Source organism: Bradyrhizobium sp. HKCCYLS3070, assembly GCF_051167575.1.
Lineage (GTDB): Bacteria > Pseudomonadota > Alphaproteobacteria > Rhizobiales > Xanthobacteraceae > Bradyrhizobium.
The window spans coordinates 50,360-66,990 of sequence record NZ_JBNPTI010000004.1 but is presented as its reverse complement, the minus strand read 5'-3'; the positions used below and the strand labels follow the sequence as shown (position 1 = coordinate 66,990).

The following is a 16,631-nucleotide window of genomic DNA, read 5'->3' as shown; positions in this document are numbered from 1 at the left end:
CTGATATGAGAACGTGTCTGGTAGTTGACGATTCCAGCGTCATTCGAAAGGTGGCGCGACGCATTCTGGAAGGTCTGGATTTCCAGATCGTGGAAGCGGAGGACGGCGAGCAGGCGCTGGAGATCTGCAAGCGGGGCCTCCCGGATGCGGTGCTGCTCGACTGGAACATGCCCGTCATGGACGGCTACGAGTTCCTCGGCAATCTCCGGCGTATGCCCGGCGGCGACGCGCCGAAGGTGGTGTTCTGCACGACCGAGAACGATGTCGCGCACATCGCGCGCGCGCTGCACGCCGGCGCCAACGAGTACATCATGAAGCCCTTCGACAAGGACATCGTGACGGCGAAGTTTCAGGAAGTCGGGCTGATCTGATCTCCGTCGCGTGCGTCGGTCCCGTGGTCGTCCGGGCTTGCCGTCACCCCGTGCCTCTGTCCTGTTGGTGAACTATGAGCGTCGCGTTGGCCAGTTCTTCGATCCCAAGTTCGACCAGGCAGGAACCTCTCCGCGTGATGGTCGTGGACGATTCCGTGGTCATTCGCGGCATGATCTCGCGCTGGATCGCGTCTGAGCCCGACATGGTCGTGGCGGCGTCGCTGCGCACGGGCCTCGAGGCCGTGAACCAGATCGATCGCGTCAATCCCGACGTCGCCGTGCTCGACATCGAGATGCCCGAGCTCGACGGCATCGCCGCCCTGCCGAAGCTGCTTGCCAAGAAGAAGAACCTCGCCGTCATCATGGCGTCGACGCTGACCCGCCGCAACGCGGAGATCAGCTTCAAGGCGCTGTCGCTCGGCGCGGCCGACTACATTCCGAAACCCGAGAGCACGCGCGAGGCCTCGGCGGCCGACAATTTCCACTACGATTTGATTCAGAAGATCCGCAATCTCGGCGCCAAGGCGCGCCGCGCCGCTCCCGCCCCGCATGCGCCGGCCGCCTCGCCGATCGTCCCGCAAGTCCAGGGGCTCCGGCCTGCGTCAACGGCGCGGCCGATGGTCGCTCCCGTGGCGCCCGCCGCGCCGACCCAGCTGGCGCGCCGCTCCTTCAGCACGCAGATGCCGAAGGTGCTGCTGATCGGATCGTCGACCGGCGGCCCGCAGGCGCTGATGTCGCTGGTGACCGAGCTCGGTCCCGTGATCGACCGCTTTCCGGTGCTGATCACCCAGCATATGCCGCCGACCTTCACCACCATCCTCGCCGAGCATCTGGCGCGCTCGAGCCGCAGGCCGGCCCATGAGGCCGTCGACGGTGAAGTGGTGAAGCCGGGTCAGATCTACCTTGCCCCCGGCGGCCGCCACATGCGTGTGGCGCGCCATGGCGCCGATGTGGTGATCGCGCTGGACAACGGTCCTCCGGTCAATTTCTGCAAGCCCGCCGTCGATCCCTTGTTCATGTCGGCGATCGAGGTCTGGCAGGGCTCGACCCTGGCCGTGATCCTGACCGGCATGGGATCCGACGGCATGCGCGGCGGCAAGGACATCGTCGCCGCCGGCGGCAGCGTGATCGCGCAGGACGAGGCGACCAGCGTGGTCTGGGGCATGCCGGGCGCAGCAGCCAATGCCGGCATCTGCGCGGCCGTCCTTCCCTTGAATCAGATTGGACCGAAGCTGGTTCGTCTGTTTGCTGGAGACCGTTCGTGACACCCCTGGACTATGAGTTCTTGCGTAAGGTCCTGAAGGATCGCTCCGGCCTCGATCTGTCGGCCGATAAGCAGTACCTGGTCGAAAGCCGGTTGCTGCCGCTGGCCCGCCGCTCCAACCTGCCGGGCATCACGGAGCTGGTGCAGAAGATCAAGAGCGGCGCGGAGCAGCTCACGACGCAGGTGGTCGAGGCGATGACCACCAACGAGACGTTCTTCTTCCGCGACAAGATTCCGTTCGATCATCTCCGTGAGGGCATCCTGCCGGCGCTGATCCAGTCGCGCGCCAATCGTCGTTCCCTGCGCATCTGGTCGGCCGCCTGCTCGACCGGACAGGAGCCGTATTCGATCGCGATGTGCCTGCGCGAATTCGGTCCCGCTCTGGCGGGCTGGCGCATCGAGATCGTTGCCACCGACCTGTCGCAGGAGGTGCTGGAGAAATCGAAGGCCGGCCTCTACAGCCAGTTCGAGGTGCAGCGTGGATTGCCGATCCAGCTGCTGGTGAAATATTTCACGCAGCTCGGCGAGCTCTGGCAGCTCAGCGCCGACATCCGCGGCATGGTCCAGCATCGCCAGCTCAATCTGCTGCAGGACTTCTCGCATCTCGGCAAGTTCGACATCATCTTCTGCCGCAACGTGCTGATCTATTTCGATCAGGAGACCAAGGCCTCGATCTTCGAGCGAATGGCCAAGGTGATGGAGCCGGACGGCACGCTGTTGCTGGGAGCCGCCGAATCGGTCGTCGGCATCACCGACGCGTTCCGGCCCAACCAGGAGCGGCGGGGTCTGTACCAGATCAATCCGGTGCGCAGCCCGCGCGGCGGCGCGGCGCTGCTGCCCGGCCTCAAGGTGGTCGCGGCGCGCTGACGCCGGCCGGAGCCGTCTGTGACCGGGGGGCGCTTCGACCGGTCGGGCGGTCGGCCGTTCCGTCCCGCGTGCGTCCGTCCCGCGCGGGCGGCCGGTCCTTTCTGCGCCCGCAGGCCTCCTTCCGAAGCAAATCTCGCCGACCCATGGAACTTTTCGGTTCCTGACGCGTCTATTCACGCCTTGGTGTGGACTCACGCGTGTTGAATTGGTGGCGGGGGATTGGATGAAAACGAGTGTGCGTCCTCGAATCGTGACGCGGGATCTCCCTGTCATCGCCAAATCGCCGACCGGGATCGACGGCCTCGACGAGGTCACCTTCGGTGGCCTGCCGCAAGGGCGGCCGACGCTGCTGTGCGGCGCGGCCGGTTGCGGCAAGACGTTGTTTGCGATGACGTTTCTCTACAATGGCGCGGTCGCCTACGACGAGCCGGGCGTGTTCATCGCGTTCGAGGAGCAGCCCGAGGACCTGATCAAAAACGTCGGCTCGCTCAGCTACGACATCGATAGGCTGATCGAGCAGAAGAAGATCGTGGTCGATCACATCCATCTCGATCGCAACGAGATCGAGGAGGCCGGCGACTACGATCTCGACGGCCTGTTCATCCGCATCGGCTTCGCGATCGATTCGATCGGCGCCAAGCGCGTCGTGATCGATACGATCGAGACCCTGTTCGGCGGCCTCGACAATCAGGCGGTGCTGCGCTCCGAGTTGCGCCGGCTGTTCGAATGGCTGAAGAGCAAGGGCGTCACCGCCATCATCACCGGCGAGCGCGGTGATGGTACGCTGACGCGCTACGGCCTCGAGGAATACGTCGCCGACTGCGTCATCCTGCTCGACAACCGCGTGCACGATCAGCTCTCGACCCGCCGGCTGCGCGTCGTGAAGTATCGCGGCACGGCGCATGGCACCAACGAATACCCCTTCATCATCGACCAGGAAGGCATCACGGTGATGCCGATCACCTCGTCGGGGCTCGCGCATGATGCGTGGACGGAGCGGGTCTCCACCGGCATTGCCGATCTCGACGACATGCTCGAAGGCCAGGGCTACTACAAAGGGTCGAGTATCCTGATCTCGGGGATGGCCGGCTCGGGCAAGTCGACGGTGTCGGCACACTTCGCCAATTCGATCTGCAAGAGCGGGCAACGCTGCATCTATTTCGCGCTGGAGGAATCCCCGCAGCAGATCATCCGCAACATGAAGTCGGTCGGTCTCGACCTGCAGCAATGGGTTGATCGCGGCCTGCTGCGGTTCTCGGCCCGGCGCCCCAATCTGTACGGACTGGAAACGCATCTCGCCGCCATGCATCGCGAGGTCAAGGAGTTCGATCCCGCCGCCGTCGTGGTCGATCCCATCTCGGCGCTCATGGGCGCCGGCATTGCCGGCGACGTGCATTCGATGACGTTGCGCCTCATCGATTTCCTGAAGGCGCGCGGCGTCACGGCGCTGTTCACCAATCTCGGCGCCGGCAGCGCGGAGACGGCGACCACGGAGATGCAGATCTCGTCGCTCACCGACACCTGGCTGCTGCTCTACAATCGCGAGAGCAACGGCGAGCACAACCGCCAGCTCTATCTGCTGAAGTCGCGCGGCATGGCGCATTCCAACCAGGTCCGCGAATTCCTGATGAGTGCCGACGGCATCTCGCTGCGCGAGGTCTATGTCGGCCCGGAGGGCGTGCTCACGGGATCGGCCAGGGTGGCGCAGGAGGCGAGAGATCGCGTCGAGCGCCTGCTGCGCACGCAGGATACGGAACGACGCGCGCGCGAGATCGAACGTCGCCGCCGCGACCTCGCGGCTCAGATCGAAACGCTCAAGGCTCAGCTGGCCAACGAGGAGAGCGAGATGGAGCTCATCAATCTGGAAGGCGCTGCCCGCGAGGATCAGCGCGCAGCCGCTCGCCTCGCGCAGATCGAGAGCCGCTCGTCCAGGCCTCGTCCGAGCTCCCCAGCCAACCCGCTGACATCCAGAAAGTGACGGCGGCTCCGATGGAACAGGATGGCTACAATCTCCGGCTCTATGTCGCCGGTCAGACGCCGAAATCGCTGGCGGCGCTCGCCAACCTCAAGAAGCTGTGCGAGACGCATCTGCCGGGCCGCTACACGATCGAGGTGATCGACCTGATGAAGGATCCGGCCCTCGCACAACGAGATCAGATCGTCGCAATCCCGACCTTGATCCGTCAACTGCCCGAGCCCCTCAAGCGAATCATCGGCGATCTCTCCAATGCGGAGAAGGTGCTGGTCGGTCTGGACATCGCACCGAGCTGAACGGAGGACGCGTGGCATCAACAGACGCGATGCAGGCGGGACGGCCGCGTAACGAGGCGGAGGAGACGGTCGAGGCCATTCATCGCGGCAACGTCGATGCCGTGGTGGTGCAGGGCCCGACCGGACCCCAGGTCATCATGCTGCAGGGCGCGGACGCGCCCTATCATGTTCTGGTCGAGCGCATGAGCGACGGCGCGCTGACGCTCGATGCCGACGGCTGCATCGTCTATGTCAATTCCAGGCTGTGCGCGCTGACCGGCCTCGGCGTACAGCAATTGGTGGGACGCAGCTTTGCCTCGCTGTTTGCGGGAGCGGTGCCCGAGCAGCGCGCCGACGATGCGGCAACCGACGCTCAACTGTGCCGCGCTGACGGCGGCCAACTGCCAGTGTCGGTGTGGATGCGCCAGATGGCGATGGGCGGCGTGGTGGCCACGCTCGTGACGCTGACCGACATGTCGATTCAGCGGCGCGCCGAGGAGGTCGCCAATGCCGAGCGCTTTGCGCGCTCGATCCTGGAGCAGGCGACCGATGCGGTCGTGGTGCTGGCGCTCGACGGCCGGATCACCCATGCGAGCTGGGTCGCCGAGCAGCTCGCGGAACGACCGCCGGTCGGCCAGTTGTTTTCTGAGGCGTTCCCGCTCGATGGGCAGAGCGCCAGCCAGCGAGGCACGTTGACGCGCTTCTCGCGCGAGAGCCTTGATCAGGCGCTGGCGACCAAGCCCTTCCATGGCGTCGAGGTCGCCTTGCGCAACGCGCAGGCGTCGGGGCGGTCGTTCCTGCTGTCCGGTGGGCCCCTGGTGAACGATCTCAAGGAGACGGTCGGCTCGATCGTCACCCTGACCGACATCACCGAACGCAAGCGCGCGGAAGAGCAGCAGACCGTGCTGGTCGCCGAGCTCAATCACCGGGTGAAGAACATCCTGGCGATCGTGCAGTCGGTGGCGGGGCAGACCTTGCGGACCTCACCGTCGCTGCCGGCCTTCAACAAGGCGTTCTCCGGGCGCATCCAGGCGGTCTCGATCGCGCATGACATCCTGACGCAGACCCGTTGGATCGGCATCGGACTGAACGAACTGCTCACCACCGTGCTGGCGCCCTACGGCATCGGCGAAGGGCGGATCGCCATCGACGGCCCGCCGGTTCTGCTGGAGGCACGGCTGGTGCTGCCGCTTTCGATGGTGCTGCACGAGCTTGCGACCAACGCCTCCAAATATGGCGCGTTGTCCGCCTCCCACGGCCAGGTCACGATCTCCTGGCGCCTGCGCGACGATGGCCGCCGGCTGGAGCTGGTCTGGCTCGAGCGCGGCGGACCGCTGATCGAAGGCGGCGGCGGGCGCGGCTTCGGCACCACGCTGATCGACCGCGTCGTCCGCTTCGATCTCGATGGCGAAGCCCTGCTCGACTTCGAGCCCGCGGGCATTCGCTGCTCGCTGACCTTTGCGCTGACCGCGGAGACGACCCCCGAGCATCTGCCGGCATCGGCCGTGCAGCCGGACTGATCGGATGCACGCCTCAGCGCGCGATCGGAACGGAGCGTGCCACCTTGCGGCGCCAGACGTCGTGGTCCCTTTCCGTCGCCTCACGCGCGGCGCGCGCTGCTCGGCGCAGCCAGCCTGAACCGCGCTGCTTCAGGTCCGCCGCGATCCCGGCGCCGGCGCGGCGGTCGGCGGCATGGATGGAGGCGAGGTCGGTGCCCATGCCGCGCAGAAGCTCCAGCTTGAGATCGGCGCCGGCTTCCTTGCCGAGATCGATCTTGCGCGAGTCCGCGGACAGGCGTCGGACCACGTAGTCCCCGTCATTGGTTCGGTGAACGTGCAGGAATGGATCGGGCGCGCGATAGGTCCCGGTCGACAGCTCGACGAATCGGTGCGGCGGCGCCGGCTTTGGCTGCATCCTGCCCTTCGTCCTGTTCTTGGCCCAGGTCCAGGCCGACGGGACCAGCGCCTTGGCCTCGCGGACGACGCGGCCGCCGCGCCATGTCGCGACGACGACGTAGCGCGGACGTCCGCGGCTGCCGCCGCCGGCGAAGCGATGGAAGAATGCGGCATTCTTCGCCTGCTCCGGAAGGCTGGCGGTGAGCAGCTTCCGCACCGCGGACGGAATCGCATCGGCGGCCGCGAGGCCGTCGATCTCCTCCCAGAACGCGCGGCGGCAATCATCCGAGCATTTGACGTAGGGCCTGATCCAGATCTCGTGTTCGTCGAGCAGCGCCGGCCGCGGGTGTTTGAGACCGTCGCGATAGCCTTGGAGGATCGCGTCTGCGGCGTCGCGGCTGTCGATTGCCATGTCGGGCGCGAGCTCGATGCTGGTCGTGAGCCGGACCAGATCGAAGGCGTAGGGCATCCTCGCGGCCTCGTCGAAATCGTTGACGCCCCACACCCAGCGCCCGTCGGCATCACGCCACGTGCCGAAATTCTCCAGATGAATGTCGCCGACGCACAGCGCGACCGGCGCCTCGGCCAGCTCCGGGCAGATCTCCTCGATGCGCCGCGCCCAGCGATAGCAGGTGGCGCGCAGCAGGGCGAACGGAGACTTTCGCATCCGCTGGTGCTTGGCGAGAAGGTCGTCCTCGACCACTTTGCATTGGCTGCGAAGCCAGGCCTCGTAGGCCGCGGTATCTTCGATGATGGACACGCGATGCCTCCCGATGCGCCGGGCGTGAGCGAAGCGTTATGAGTTGCGTTGACGCCGAACGAACGTGGCCTCGCACATCGCGCGCAGCGCGCGCTCGTCGAACGGCTTGGCGAGCCGGGCCAGGCTGCGGAACTCCGGCGGAAACAGCGTCGCATCGTCATAGCCGGAGGTGATGACGATCTTGAGCTCGCGCGCGATCAGCTGCGGCAGGACGGCGAAGATCTGCTCGCCGCGCAGGTTGACGTCGAGCAGCGCGCCGTCCAGGCCGCCGCGCTCGGCCTCGCGCAGCACGTCGCCGACGCGCGAGACGGGACCAACCACCTCGCAGCCGAATCCCTGCAACACCGTTTCCAGCTCGAGCGCGATCAGGCCCTCGTCCTCGGCGACCAGGATACGCAAGCCTTCGAGTTCGGGTTTGTCCGTCGCCATGCCTCGTCCCGGTCATGTCCCGGTCATGCGCGCCCATCGCGCAGGGAGTTCACCCTCGGTCCTATCTAATCCTCTCGACCGGCGTGTCGAGGCGTTTTCGTCGGCGGTCGTTAATATCCTACAGGATTGCGTGCGGCAAAAAGCGCGAGCGGTTGCCCGTGATCGGGCTCGTGTCTTCGCGGATCGACAGGCCGCAGGGCTGATGGTCGACGAGCCAGCTGCCGATCACCGGGAACACACCGCCGAAATCCGGCAGCGGCGCCGGCGCCTGGCGGATGAAGCCTTCGGCGCCGTAGGGACCCTCCTGCGTAGAGACGGCGACGCCGTCGGACACCAGGCTGACATTGGCGCCCTCGCGCGAGTAGATCGGCTTGCGCACGAAGCTCGGGCCGAGGCCGGCGGCCTTCGGATCGTCCTCGAAATAGGCCGGCAGCAGGTTCGGATGGCCTTCGTGCATCTGCCAGAGCAGCGGCAGGATGCCCTTGTTGGACAGGATGGCCTTCCACGGCGGCTCGATCCATTGCGTCGGCGCCTGCGCGAGCTTGACGCCGAACGCATCGCGAAACATCCATTCCCAGGGATACAACTTGAAGGCGAGCGCGATGTCGCCGTCCTCGAGATCGACGAAGCCGCCGCCGCTCTCGCGCCAGCCGATGTCGGCGACGTCAAGGATGGTTGTCGACAGGCCCGCTTGGGCAGCCGTGTCGGCCAGATAGGCCAGGGTCGTGGCGTCCTCGGCGTTGGCGGTCAGCCCGGCCAGATGCACGCGGCGCCGCTTGCCGAGGGCGCGCCAGCGTTCGATCAGGCGCTCATGGATCGAGTTGTACTGGTCCGCGCGCCCCGGCAGAATGCGGCGCTCGATCGCCTGCTCGAGCCACGTCCATTGGAAGACCGCGGCCTCGAAGATCGACGTCGGCGTGTCGGCGTTGTATTCGAGCAGCTTCGCTGGCGTACGGCCGCCCTGATAGCTGAGGTCGAACCGCCCATAGAGGCTGCCGTCCCTCCGGCGCCAGCTCTCCGCCAGCAGCGGCCAGACCGCTTGCGGGATCTTCAGCCGGCGCAGCAGCGCCTCGTCACCGACGACGCGCGCGACCAGCGCGAGGCACATCTGCTCGAGCTCGGCCGTCGGCTCCTCGATGCCGAGCTCGATCTCGGCGATCGTGAATGCGTAGTAGGCGCGCTCGTCCCAATAGCGCTCGCCGTCGAGTTCGTAGAAGTCGAATCCGCATCGTGCCGCGGTCTCGCGCCAGTCGTCACGTTCGGGACAGGGGATGCGCTGCATCGGCGTCAGCCCAAGGCAGCAGCGAACAAGCCGTGCCCGTGGCAACAGGGCGCAGCACGACCGCGGCCGCCATCAATGATGCGGCCATGATCACGTCCGCGCGGTCCCGGCGCCATCCCGCGCCGGCGACCACGCGATCGCCTGCCAGCAGATTGCTGCGAGGCGGCGGCGGTCGCCGCAGCCCTCATCGTCGCCGGCACCATCAGGTGCCGACATTGCATCGGATCGCTTCCGATCAGTAGGTAGGCCAGTTTTTTATGATTTTGAGTCTGTGTCAAAGATCCGAATCCGAGATAACAGCATGAACGCGGTGTTTTCACGGCGCCGGCGCGACGAAAATCAGCCGCCGCCTCCGAAGCCGTGTCCGAACGAGCCAAAGCCGCCGCGCGAGACATGTGCGGAGGAGGCCTCGGCGACATGGCTCGATCCGCTGCTTCTGGAATCGCTGTCGCCGCTGGAAAATCCCCAGCGGCCGGAGCCGCTGCCGCCGCCACCGCCGCTCGAGCGGCGCGTCGTGCATTCGCCCGTCTGCGGCTGGCCGGCCATGGTCGGCGTCTCGGCGCCTGGCTGCGGGCAGCTCTGCTGCCGCGGCATCAGCGCATAGGCAGTGCTGCCGACGGCGAGCGTGCCCATCAAGAGCAGCGCGACATGGCCGGAGCGCTTCACCGGCGGCGTCGCGGGCGGGGGCGGCATCGGCCGGCGCTTGCCGAATTCGCGGCGTTGCTCGGCCATGGTCAGATGATCATCGAGGCGGCGTTCAGCGCGCCGGCCGAGAGCGACGCGAGACCGAGCCAGATCGCCGAAGCCAGCTCGCCGGCGACGATGCGCTGGGCGAGATCCGGCACCGGGATGCGGACGAGGTAATAGACGATCACCTGGACGATCAGCGCGACCAGCGCCCAGACCAGGCAGTCCAGCACGTTGGCGGAATGGGCGATGGCGCTGACCAGCGGCAGGGTGAAGCCGAGCAGGCTGAGGCCGAGCGCGATCGCGGCCGAGGGGTGATTGTCCCGGATCAGCTGGAATTCATTGTAGGGCGTGACGCGGGTGTAGACGAACAGGTAAGCCGTCACCGCGGCCAGCGCGGTACAGAAGTACACCAGAAAGGCCGGCAGGCCGGCGAGCGATTGCAGGATCATGATCAGGCCAAGCGTGTGGAGCTCTCATCTGTCGCGATGCCAGCATGCCCGGTTCGACGTGAACAAAGTCTATCCGCCCTTCGCCAGATCCCGCCTGGCCTGGTCCAGCATCTGCAGCACCGAATCCCCGGTCTTGCGGGTGTGCTCGGAGAGCGCCTGCGCGAAGCCGTCGCCGTCTCGGGCCCGCAGCAACGCCATGAAGGCCTCGTGCTCCCGGATCGACTCGTCCCAGCGCCGCGCATCGTAATTGGCCACGGCGCGGGCGCGGAAGACGCTCGCGTGCAGCGTGCCCCACATGTTGAGCAGCACGGCGTTGCCGGCGAGCTTGGTGATCTCGGCATGGATCTGCTGGTTGAGCCGGAAATAGGCGGCGCGCTCGGCGGCATGATGCAGCGCCACCAGCTCGGCATGCATGGCGTCGAGCCTGGCAAGGTCGTCCGCCGTCGCACGCGCGGCCGCGGCGCGGCCCGCGGCGGCATCGAGCGACACCATCACGTCGAAGATCTCGGCGATCTCGCGGGCGTCGATCGGCGTCACCACGGGCGTGCGATGCGGCCGCAGCTCGATGAGGCCCTCGGCGGCGAGGATCTTGAAGGCCTCGCGCAGCGGCGTGCGCGACACGCCGAAAGTCTCGCATAGCATGCGCTCGGGCAAGGCAGCGCCGGCGGCGAGCTCGCCGTCCACGATCATCTCGCGCACCCTGGCGACGACCTGATCGTGCAGCGACAGCCGCTCGAGCGGCCGCTTGGAGTGGTCGGACGACAGCTTCAGCCGCGCCGGCTTGAAGCGCGTCTTCAGTCTGGGCCGGGGTGCTGGTGGGGTCATGTGGGCGCGGCTGCTCCGCTGCGAGATGCCTGAAATTCGGGCGATGCGCCCGCGGATCAGGCAGATCCTTCAAGATTGGATGGCTGTTAAATACTGATTTTATTGTATAAAATCAACATTGCATATCGCATCCAGTTGGCATGTCGCTTGCTGATGAGAGCACAAGCCATGAGAGACAAGCCCGTGGATCGACCTGCCCTGGAGATGGATGTGAAACGTTTCGTGCTGCTCATTCTCGCCCTGCTCGCGCTGCCCTCGCTCAGCTTCGCCGACGACGCCGCCAAGATCAAACTCGGCTACGCCAAATGCGCGCATTGCACGCCGATGTCGCTGACGCCGCAATTCGCGGAAGGCGTCGCGATCGATGCCGTCAGCTTCAACACCGGCACGGACGCGCTGACCGCGCTGGTCTCGAAGAACATCGACGTCGCGCAGGTGACCTATCTGCATTACGCCATCGCGCTCGACAAAGGCTTCGACGTGGTCGCGATCTCCGGCCAGGTCAATGGCGGCTCGGCGATCCTGCTCGGCAATGATCTCGAGGTCGCGCCGGGCGATTGGAGCGCGCTGAAGGCGCTCATCGCCAAATACAAGGCCGACGGCAAGCCGTTCCGCGTCGCCGCCTCGCGCGGCAATGCGCAGGACATCCACATGCGCGGCGCCTTCGCCAAGCAGGGCATCGACATCAACAAGGACGTGCAGTTCGTCAACATCCCCAATCCGTCCGACCATCTGCAGGCGCTGCGCCGCGGCGAGGTCGAGCTGATCTGCACCGTCGAGCCGTTCGCGACCCAGATCATGCAGGCCAAGGCGGCGAAGTTCTTCGGTTTCCCTTACGACCAGGCCGCCGGCAAGCTGACCAACCTGATCCTGACCCGCTCCGACGTCATCGCGTCGAACCCGAAGGCGCTGGAGGGCGTGGTGCGCGCGGTCGTCAAGGTGGATGCGCACATCGCCGCCGACAAGCCGGCGCTGATCGAGGTCATCTCCAAGATCACCGGCCTCGACAAGGCGATCGCGACCGGCGCGGTCGAGAATCTCGATCCCGACCCGAAGATGTACCGCGCCTCGGCGCTCGCCATCGCCGCGATGATGCGCGACCTGAAATACATCAACTCGGACGTCACGGCCGCCGTCGAGAAGAACCTCGACTACCGCTTCCTGGAAGCGGCCACGGGCAAGCCGAAGACCGAGCTCGGCTACTGAGATGACGGCGCTCGCCCAGCTCAGGAAGCTCGACCGCTATATCGTGCCGGTGCTCGTGCTCGCCGGCTGGGAGGCGTTCTCGCGCTCCGGCGCGCTGCCGGCAGCGCTGCTGCCGGCGCCGTCGACGGTCGTGTGGGCGTGGGCGGACTGGCTGGTCGGCACCGACGGCAACACCCAGACCTACAGCGGCCATTGGCTCGCCGACATGCTGGCGAGCCTGTCGCGCGTTGCCGCAGGCTTTGCGATTGCCACCGTGCTCGGCGTCTCGCTCGGGGTCGCCATCGGGTGGTCGCGCAAGATAGAGATCGTGATCGAGCCGACGCTTCAGATGCTGCGGCCGATCCCGCCGGTGTCGTGGATCCCGCTCGCCATCATCTGGTTCGGCATCGCCAACAAGCCGGCGATCTTCCTGGTGTTCCTCGGCGCGTTCTTTCCGATCCTGCTCAACACCATCCACGGCGTGAAGACCTGCGACCGCAATCTGATCCGCGCCGGCGCCATGGTCGGCGGCAGCGAGCGCAAGCTGCTGCGCTACATCGTCGTGCCCGCGGCGATGCCGAGCATCTTTGCAGGGCTTCGCATCGGCATCGGCTCGGCGTGGATGCTGACGGTGACGGCCGAAATGGTCGCGGTGAAGAGCGGGCTCGGCTACGTGCTGTGGGATTCCTACTACTTCCTGCGCTACGATCTGGTGCTGGCGGCGATGGCGAGTATCGGCCTGCTCGGCTTCTGCAGCGATCTCGCCATCCGCTTCGTGATGGCGCGCGTGCTGCACTGGCAGCGCAACACCACGCTTCGTGGCGGAGAATGACGATGGCCACGATCGAGATCTCCGGCGTCTCCAAGATCTTCACCGACAAGAAGCGCAACGCCGACGTCACCGCGCTCGCCGACATCAATCTGTCCATTGCCCGCAACGAGCTCGTCTGCCTGCTCGGTCCCTCCGGCTGCGGCAAGTCGACATTGCTCAACATGATTGCCGGCTTCGAGACGCCGAGCGCCGGCAATGTCACCGTCGACGGCCGGCCGGTGATCGCGCCCGGCGCCGATCGCGGCGTCGTGTTCCAGCATGCCAATCTGATGCCGTGGCTGCCGGTGTGGGAGAACGTCGCCTTTCATCTCTTGCTCGGCGGCGGCCAGAAGGCCGAGCGCCGGGCGCGGGCGCAGGTCTATATCGACATGGTCGGCCTGACCGGCTTCGAGAACCACTATCCGTCGGAGCTGTCGGGCGGCATGAACCAGCGCGTCGGCATCGCCCGGGCGCTGCTGATGAATCCGCAAGTGATCCTGATGGACGAGCCGTTCGGCGCGCTCGACGAGCAGACCCGCATGGACATGCAGACCGAGCTGGTGCGCATCTGGCAGCAGCACCAGGGCACGATCGTGTTCGTCACCCATGGCATCGACGAGGCGCTGACCTTGGGCACGCATGTTGCGGTGATGAGCGCACGGCCGGGGCGCATCGTCGAGATCATCCCGATCGATCTGCCGCGGCCGCGTGATATCACCAGCCCGCAGTTCAACGCGCTGAAGCGCCACATCCTGGCGCTGTTGCGCGGGGAGCGGGCGGAGCAGGGAGAACGGGTGTGATGCTGCCAAGATCGCACTCACTCGAACGCTGTATGCTGGACGTGCGCCATCTCGACGCGCGCAGTGCGCTCCCTCTCCCGCCTGCGGGGGAGGGCTGGGGTGGGGGCGCCGCACGGCGCGCTGCCCGAGCGGATAGAGTTCCCCCATCCGGATCGCATCTGCGATGCGATCCGGCCTCCCCCGCAAACGGGGAAGGCTCTCCCGCTCGCCATCCGCGATCGAACGAGGTCGTTCACCCATGACCAAACGCACGCTGCTCGGCATGCTCACGCCGTCGTCCAACACCGCGCTGGAGCCGATCACCTCGGCGATGGTCGCGAGCCTGCCCAACGTCTCCGCGCATTTCTCGCGCTTCAAGGTCACCGAGATCGCGCTCTCGTCCGACGCGCTCGCGCAGTTCGACATTTCCAACATCCTGCGCGCCGCCGAGCTGCTGGCGCATGCCAAGGTCGACGTCATCGGCTGGAACGGCACCTCGTCGGGCTGGCTCGGCTTCGAGGCCGACGTGAAACTGTGCGAGCATATCACCGCAGCCACCGGCATCCCTGCGACCACCTCGATGCTGGCGCTGAACGAGATCCTGGCGGCGGCGAAGGCCACCTCGCTCGGCCTCGTCACGCCCTACCGCGACGACGTCCAGGCGCGCATCATCGCCAACTACGACAAGCTCGGCATCGCCTGCCGCGGCGACCGGCACCTCAACCTGCAGGACAATTTCTCCTTCGCGGAAGTGACGCCGTCCGAGATCGAGACCATGATCCGCGAGGTCGCGCGCGAGAAGCCGGATGCGATCGCGGTGGTCTGCACCAACATGCGCGCCGCGCCGCTGGTCGCGCGGCTCGAGCTGGAGACCGGCATTCCCATTCTCGACACCATCGCCACCGTGGTATGGAAATCGCTGAAACTGGCAGGGGTCGATGTCAGCGGCGTCAGCGGGTGGGGATCGCTGTTTCAGAAATTCGCTTGAATCTGGACTAGGGAGAGCGTGTCACATGGCTGCCTTCGACACCGTCATCCGCAACGGCACCGTCGCCACCGCGAGCGATACGTTCAAGGCCGATGTCGCCATCAAGAGCGGCCGCATCGTCGCGATCGGCGAGGCCATCACCGATGCCGACGAGATCGTCGATGCCACGGGCCTGCTGGTGCTGCCGGGCGGCATCGACAGCCATGTCCATATCAGCCAGCCCTCCGGCCCCGGCATCGTCATGGCCGACGATTTCGAGAGCGCGACGCGCGCCGCCGCCTTCGGCGGCAACACGTTCGTCATGCCCTACTGCCTGCAGGAGAAGGGCCAGCCCTTGCGATCAGCGCTGAAGGACTATCACGCGCTCGCCGACAACGCCTGCTACGTCGATCACTCCTTCCATCTCATCATCGCCGATCCCACCGACGCCGTGCTCGGCCAGGAGCTGCCGGCGCTGGTCGCCGACGGCTATTCGTCGCTGAAGATCTTCATGACCTATGAGGGGCTCGCGCTGAACGACTACGAGATCCTCGGCGTGCTGCAGGTCGCGCGCGAGCAAGGCGCGCTGGTGCAGATCCATGCCGAGAACTACGACGCCATCCGCTTCCTCACCGACCGCCTCGAGCGCGCCGGCCACATCGCGCCGTACTATCACGGAAAGTCGCGCCCGATTCCGGTCGAGCGCGAGGCCACCCATCGCGCGATCTCGCTGGCCGAGCTGATCGACGTGCCGATCGTGATCGTCCACGTCTCCAACCGCGAGGCGATGGAGGAGATCCGCCGCGCGCAGGCTCGGGGCCTGAAGATCCATGGCGAGACCTGCCCGCAATATCTGGTGCTGACGGAGGAGGACATGCAGGGCCTCAACATGGAAGGCGCCAAATATGTCTGCTCGCCGCCGCCGCGCGACAAAGCCAGCCAGGAGGCCTGCTGGGAGGGATTGCAGCAGGGCGTGTTCTCGCTGTTCTCGTCGGACCACTGCCCGTTCCGCTACGACGACGAGGCCGGCAAGCTGACGCCGAAGGGCCGCACCAGCTTTCGCTGGGTGCCGAACGGCATCCCCGGCGTGGAGACCCGGCTGCCGATCCTGTTCTCCGAAGGCGTCAGCAAGGGCCGCATCACCCTGAACCAGTTCGTCGCCTTCACCGCCACCAACCATGCCAAGACCTACGGCCTGAAGGGCAAGGGCTCCATCGCGATCGGCTACGACGCCGACATCGCGCTGTGGGACCCGGCGAAGACCGCGAAGATCAGCCAGTCCGGCCTGCACCACGGCTCCGACTACACGCCCTATGAAGGCATCGAGATCACCGGCTGGCCGGTGGCGACCATGCTGCGCGGAAAATTCGTCGTGCGCGACGGCGAGTTGATCGGCGCCAAGGGCAGTGGCCGCTACGTCACCCGCGGCAAGCCGGGCGGCCTGGCCTGAGCGGCCTGAGCGCGCTCTCTCGACGCGTCGTTGCGAGCGAAGCGAAGCAATCCAGAGTCGTGAACGGGACTCTGGATTGCTTCGTCGCTGCGCTCATCGCAATGACGAGTTGGACACAGGTGCCCACCCTCCCCTGGACGGCAGGGCGATCGCATATGACGAATGCGACAATCGCGGCAGCGACGCCTGCCGGCTAGTTACTCCGTCATGCCCGGGCTTGTCCCGGGCATCCACGTTGCTCCCAGGGCGCCGGACGACGTGGAAACAGACGAGAGCAATACGTAGGGGGCCATATGCGATCGCTCTGCCCGGGAGGGTGAGGCTACGCGCGTCGTCCATCCGGAAAGCTTCCTCGCC

Annotated in this window: 17 protein-coding genes; 11 read left to right on the top strand and 6 right to left on the bottom strand. The window is 66.3% G+C overall.

Annotation, left to right across the window (positions count from 1 at the left end; all coding sequences use genetic code 11):
* Nucleotides 1–5: 5 nt before the first annotated feature.
* The 6 genes from ACQR03_RS15420 to ACQR03_RS15395 all read left to right on the top strand — a co-directional run bounded on the left by ACQR03_RS15420 (nt 6) and on the right by ACQR03_RS15395 (nt 6,272).
* Nucleotides 6–371, top strand: a complete 366-nt coding sequence (locus ACQR03_RS15420; protein WP_006613312.1) for a response regulator — start codon at nt 6–8, stop codon at nt 369–371.
* A gap of 74 nt (nt 372–445) precedes the next feature.
* Entirely contained in the window at nt 446–1,636 is a 1,191-nt protein-coding gene (locus ACQR03_RS15415) for a protein-glutamate methylesterase/protein-glutamine glutaminase (RefSeq protein WP_315714015.1), read from the top strand.
* The gene (locus ACQR03_RS15410) at nt 1,633–2,502 is read left to right on the top strand and encodes a CheR family methyltransferase (RefSeq protein ID WP_315752677.1); all 870 of its coding nucleotides are present in this window, start codon (nt 1,633–1,635) and stop codon (nt 2,500–2,502) included. The genes ACQR03_RS15415 and ACQR03_RS15410 overlap by 4 nt, the downstream gene beginning before the upstream one ends.
* Before the next feature lie 223 nt (nt 2,503–2,725).
* A complete protein-coding gene (kaiC, locus tag ACQR03_RS15405) occupies nt 2,726–4,480 on the top strand; it encodes a circadian clock protein KaiC (protein WP_315826144.1) in 1,755 nt (584 codons plus the stop codon).
* Nucleotides 4,477–4,773, top strand: coding sequence for a circadian clock KaiB family protein (locus tag ACQR03_RS15400; RefSeq protein WP_012046401.1), 297 nt, complete (start codon nt 4,477–4,479; stop codon nt 4,771–4,773). Before kaiC ends, ACQR03_RS15400 begins: the two co-directional genes overlap by 4 nt.
* A gap of 11 nt (nt 4,774–4,784) precedes the next feature.
* Nucleotides 4,785–6,272 carry an HWE histidine kinase domain-containing protein gene (locus ACQR03_RS15395; protein ID WP_316169366.1) on the top strand — a complete coding sequence of 496 codons (1,488 nt, stop codon included), beginning with the start codon at nt 4,785–4,787 and terminating at the stop codon, nt 6,270–6,272.
* 13 nt (nt 6,273–6,285) lie between these two features.
* Here ACQR03_RS15395 and ACQR03_RS15390 read toward each other — a convergent pair whose 3' ends face one another.
* The 6 genes from ACQR03_RS15390 to ACQR03_RS15365 form a co-directional block, all read right to left on the bottom strand.
* A complete protein-coding gene (locus tag ACQR03_RS15390; protein WP_434842324.1) occupies nt 6,286–7,407 on the bottom strand; it encodes a DUF2252 family protein in 1,122 nt (373 codons plus the stop codon).
* 36 nt (nt 7,408–7,443) lie between these two features.
* Nucleotides 7,444–7,836, bottom strand: a complete 393-nt coding sequence (locus ACQR03_RS15385) for a hypothetical protein (protein WP_315714020.1) — start codon at nt 7,834–7,836, stop codon at nt 7,444–7,446.
* A gap of 118 nt (nt 7,837–7,954) precedes the next feature.
* A complete protein-coding gene (locus ACQR03_RS15380) occupies nt 7,955–9,118 on the bottom strand; it encodes a glutathionylspermidine synthase family protein (protein ID WP_316166475.1) in 1,164 nt (387 codons plus the stop codon).
* Nucleotides 9,119–9,457: 339 nt separating this feature from the next.
* A complete protein-coding gene (locus ACQR03_RS15375; RefSeq protein ID WP_315714023.1) occupies nt 9,458–9,850 on the bottom strand; it encodes a hypothetical protein in 393 nt (130 codons plus the stop codon).
* A 2-nt stretch (nt 9,851–9,852) separates the two neighbouring features.
* Complete coding sequence (locus tag ACQR03_RS15370; protein WP_315714024.1) at nt 9,853–10,257, bottom strand: DUF350 domain-containing protein; 405 nt, start codon at nt 10,255–10,257, stop codon at nt 9,853–9,855.
* Between the two features lie 69 nt (nt 10,258–10,326).
* Nucleotides 10,327–11,082 carry a GntR family transcriptional regulator gene (locus tag ACQR03_RS15365; RefSeq protein ID WP_434842323.1) on the bottom strand — a complete coding sequence of 252 codons (756 nt, stop codon included), beginning with the start codon at nt 11,080–11,082 and terminating at the stop codon, nt 10,327–10,329.
* 204 nt (nt 11,083–11,286) lie between these two features.
* On the opposite strand from ACQR03_RS15365, the gene ACQR03_RS15360 reads away from it, so the two are divergent.
* From ACQR03_RS15360 to hydA, 5 genes are all read left to right on the top strand, one after another.
* Nucleotides 11,287–12,288, top strand: coding sequence for an ABC transporter substrate-binding protein (locus tag ACQR03_RS15360; RefSeq protein WP_316169628.1), 1,002 nt, complete (start codon nt 11,287–11,289; stop codon nt 12,286–12,288).
* Between the two features lies 1 nt (nt 12,289).
* Nucleotides 12,290–13,099, top strand: a complete 810-nt coding sequence (locus ACQR03_RS15355; protein ID WP_316166476.1) for an ABC transporter permease — start codon at nt 12,290–12,292, stop codon at nt 13,097–13,099.
* A gap of 2 nt (nt 13,100–13,101) precedes the next feature.
* Nucleotides 13,102–13,878, top strand: coding sequence for an ABC transporter ATP-binding protein (locus ACQR03_RS15350; RefSeq protein WP_434842322.1), 777 nt, complete (start codon nt 13,102–13,104; stop codon nt 13,876–13,878).
* Between the two features lie 238 nt (nt 13,879–14,116).
* The gene (locus ACQR03_RS15345) at nt 14,117–14,845 is read left to right on the top strand and encodes a maleate cis-trans isomerase family protein (RefSeq protein ID WP_316193550.1); all 729 of its coding nucleotides are present in this window, start codon (nt 14,117–14,119) and stop codon (nt 14,843–14,845) included.
* Nucleotides 14,796–16,274, top strand: coding sequence for a dihydropyrimidinase (gene hydA / locus ACQR03_RS15340; protein WP_434842321.1), 1,479 nt, complete (start codon nt 14,796–14,798; stop codon nt 16,272–16,274). The genes ACQR03_RS15345 and hydA overlap by 50 nt, the downstream gene beginning before the upstream one ends.
* Nucleotides 16,275–16,631 lie beyond the last annotated feature (357 nt).

Excerpts from the sequence above, each read along its gene's own strand:
- ACQR03_RS15420 (WP_006613312.1), top strand. The coding sequence starts at position 6 with ATGAGAACGTGTCTGGTAGTTGACGATTCCAGCGTCATTCGAAAGGTG.
- ACQR03_RS15415 (WP_315714015.1), top strand. The coding sequence starts at position 446 with ATGAGCGTCGCGTTGGCCAGTTCTTCGATCCCAAGTTCGACCAGGCAG.
- kaiC (WP_315826144.1), top strand. The coding sequence starts at position 2,726 with ATGAAAACGAGTGTGCGTCCTCGAATCGTGACGCGGGATCTCCCTGTC.
- ACQR03_RS15385 (WP_315714020.1), bottom strand. The coding sequence starts at position 7,836 with ATGGCGACGGACAAACCCGAACTCGAAGGCTTGCGTATCCTGGTCGCC.
- ACQR03_RS15380 (WP_316166475.1), bottom strand. The coding sequence starts at position 9,118 with ATGCAGCGCATCCCCTGTCCCGAACGTGACGACTGGCGCGAGACCGCG.
- ACQR03_RS15375 (WP_315714023.1), bottom strand. The coding sequence starts at position 9,850 with ATGGCCGAGCAACGCCGCGAATTCGGCAAGCGCCGGCCGATGCCGCCC.
- ACQR03_RS15370 (WP_315714024.1), bottom strand. The coding sequence starts at position 10,257 with ATGATCCTGCAATCGCTCGCCGGCCTGCCGGCCTTTCTGGTGTACTTC.
- ACQR03_RS15365 (WP_434842323.1), bottom strand. The coding sequence starts at position 11,082 with ATGACCCCACCAGCACCCCGGCCCAGACTGAAGACGCGCTTCAAGCCG.
- ACQR03_RS15360 (WP_316169628.1), top strand. The coding sequence starts at position 11,287 with ATGGATGTGAAACGTTTCGTGCTGCTCATTCTCGCCCTGCTCGCGCTG.
- ACQR03_RS15355 (WP_316166476.1), top strand. The coding sequence starts at position 12,290 with ATGACGGCGCTCGCCCAGCTCAGGAAGCTCGACCGCTATATCGTGCCG.
- ACQR03_RS15350 (WP_434842322.1), top strand. The coding sequence starts at position 13,102 with ATGGCCACGATCGAGATCTCCGGCGTCTCCAAGATCTTCACCGACAAG.
- ACQR03_RS15345 (WP_316193550.1), top strand. The coding sequence starts at position 14,117 with ATGACCAAACGCACGCTGCTCGGCATGCTCACGCCGTCGTCCAACACC.
- hydA (WP_434842321.1), top strand. The coding sequence starts at position 14,796 with ATGTCAGCGGCGTCAGCGGGTGGGGATCGCTGTTTCAGAAATTCGCTT.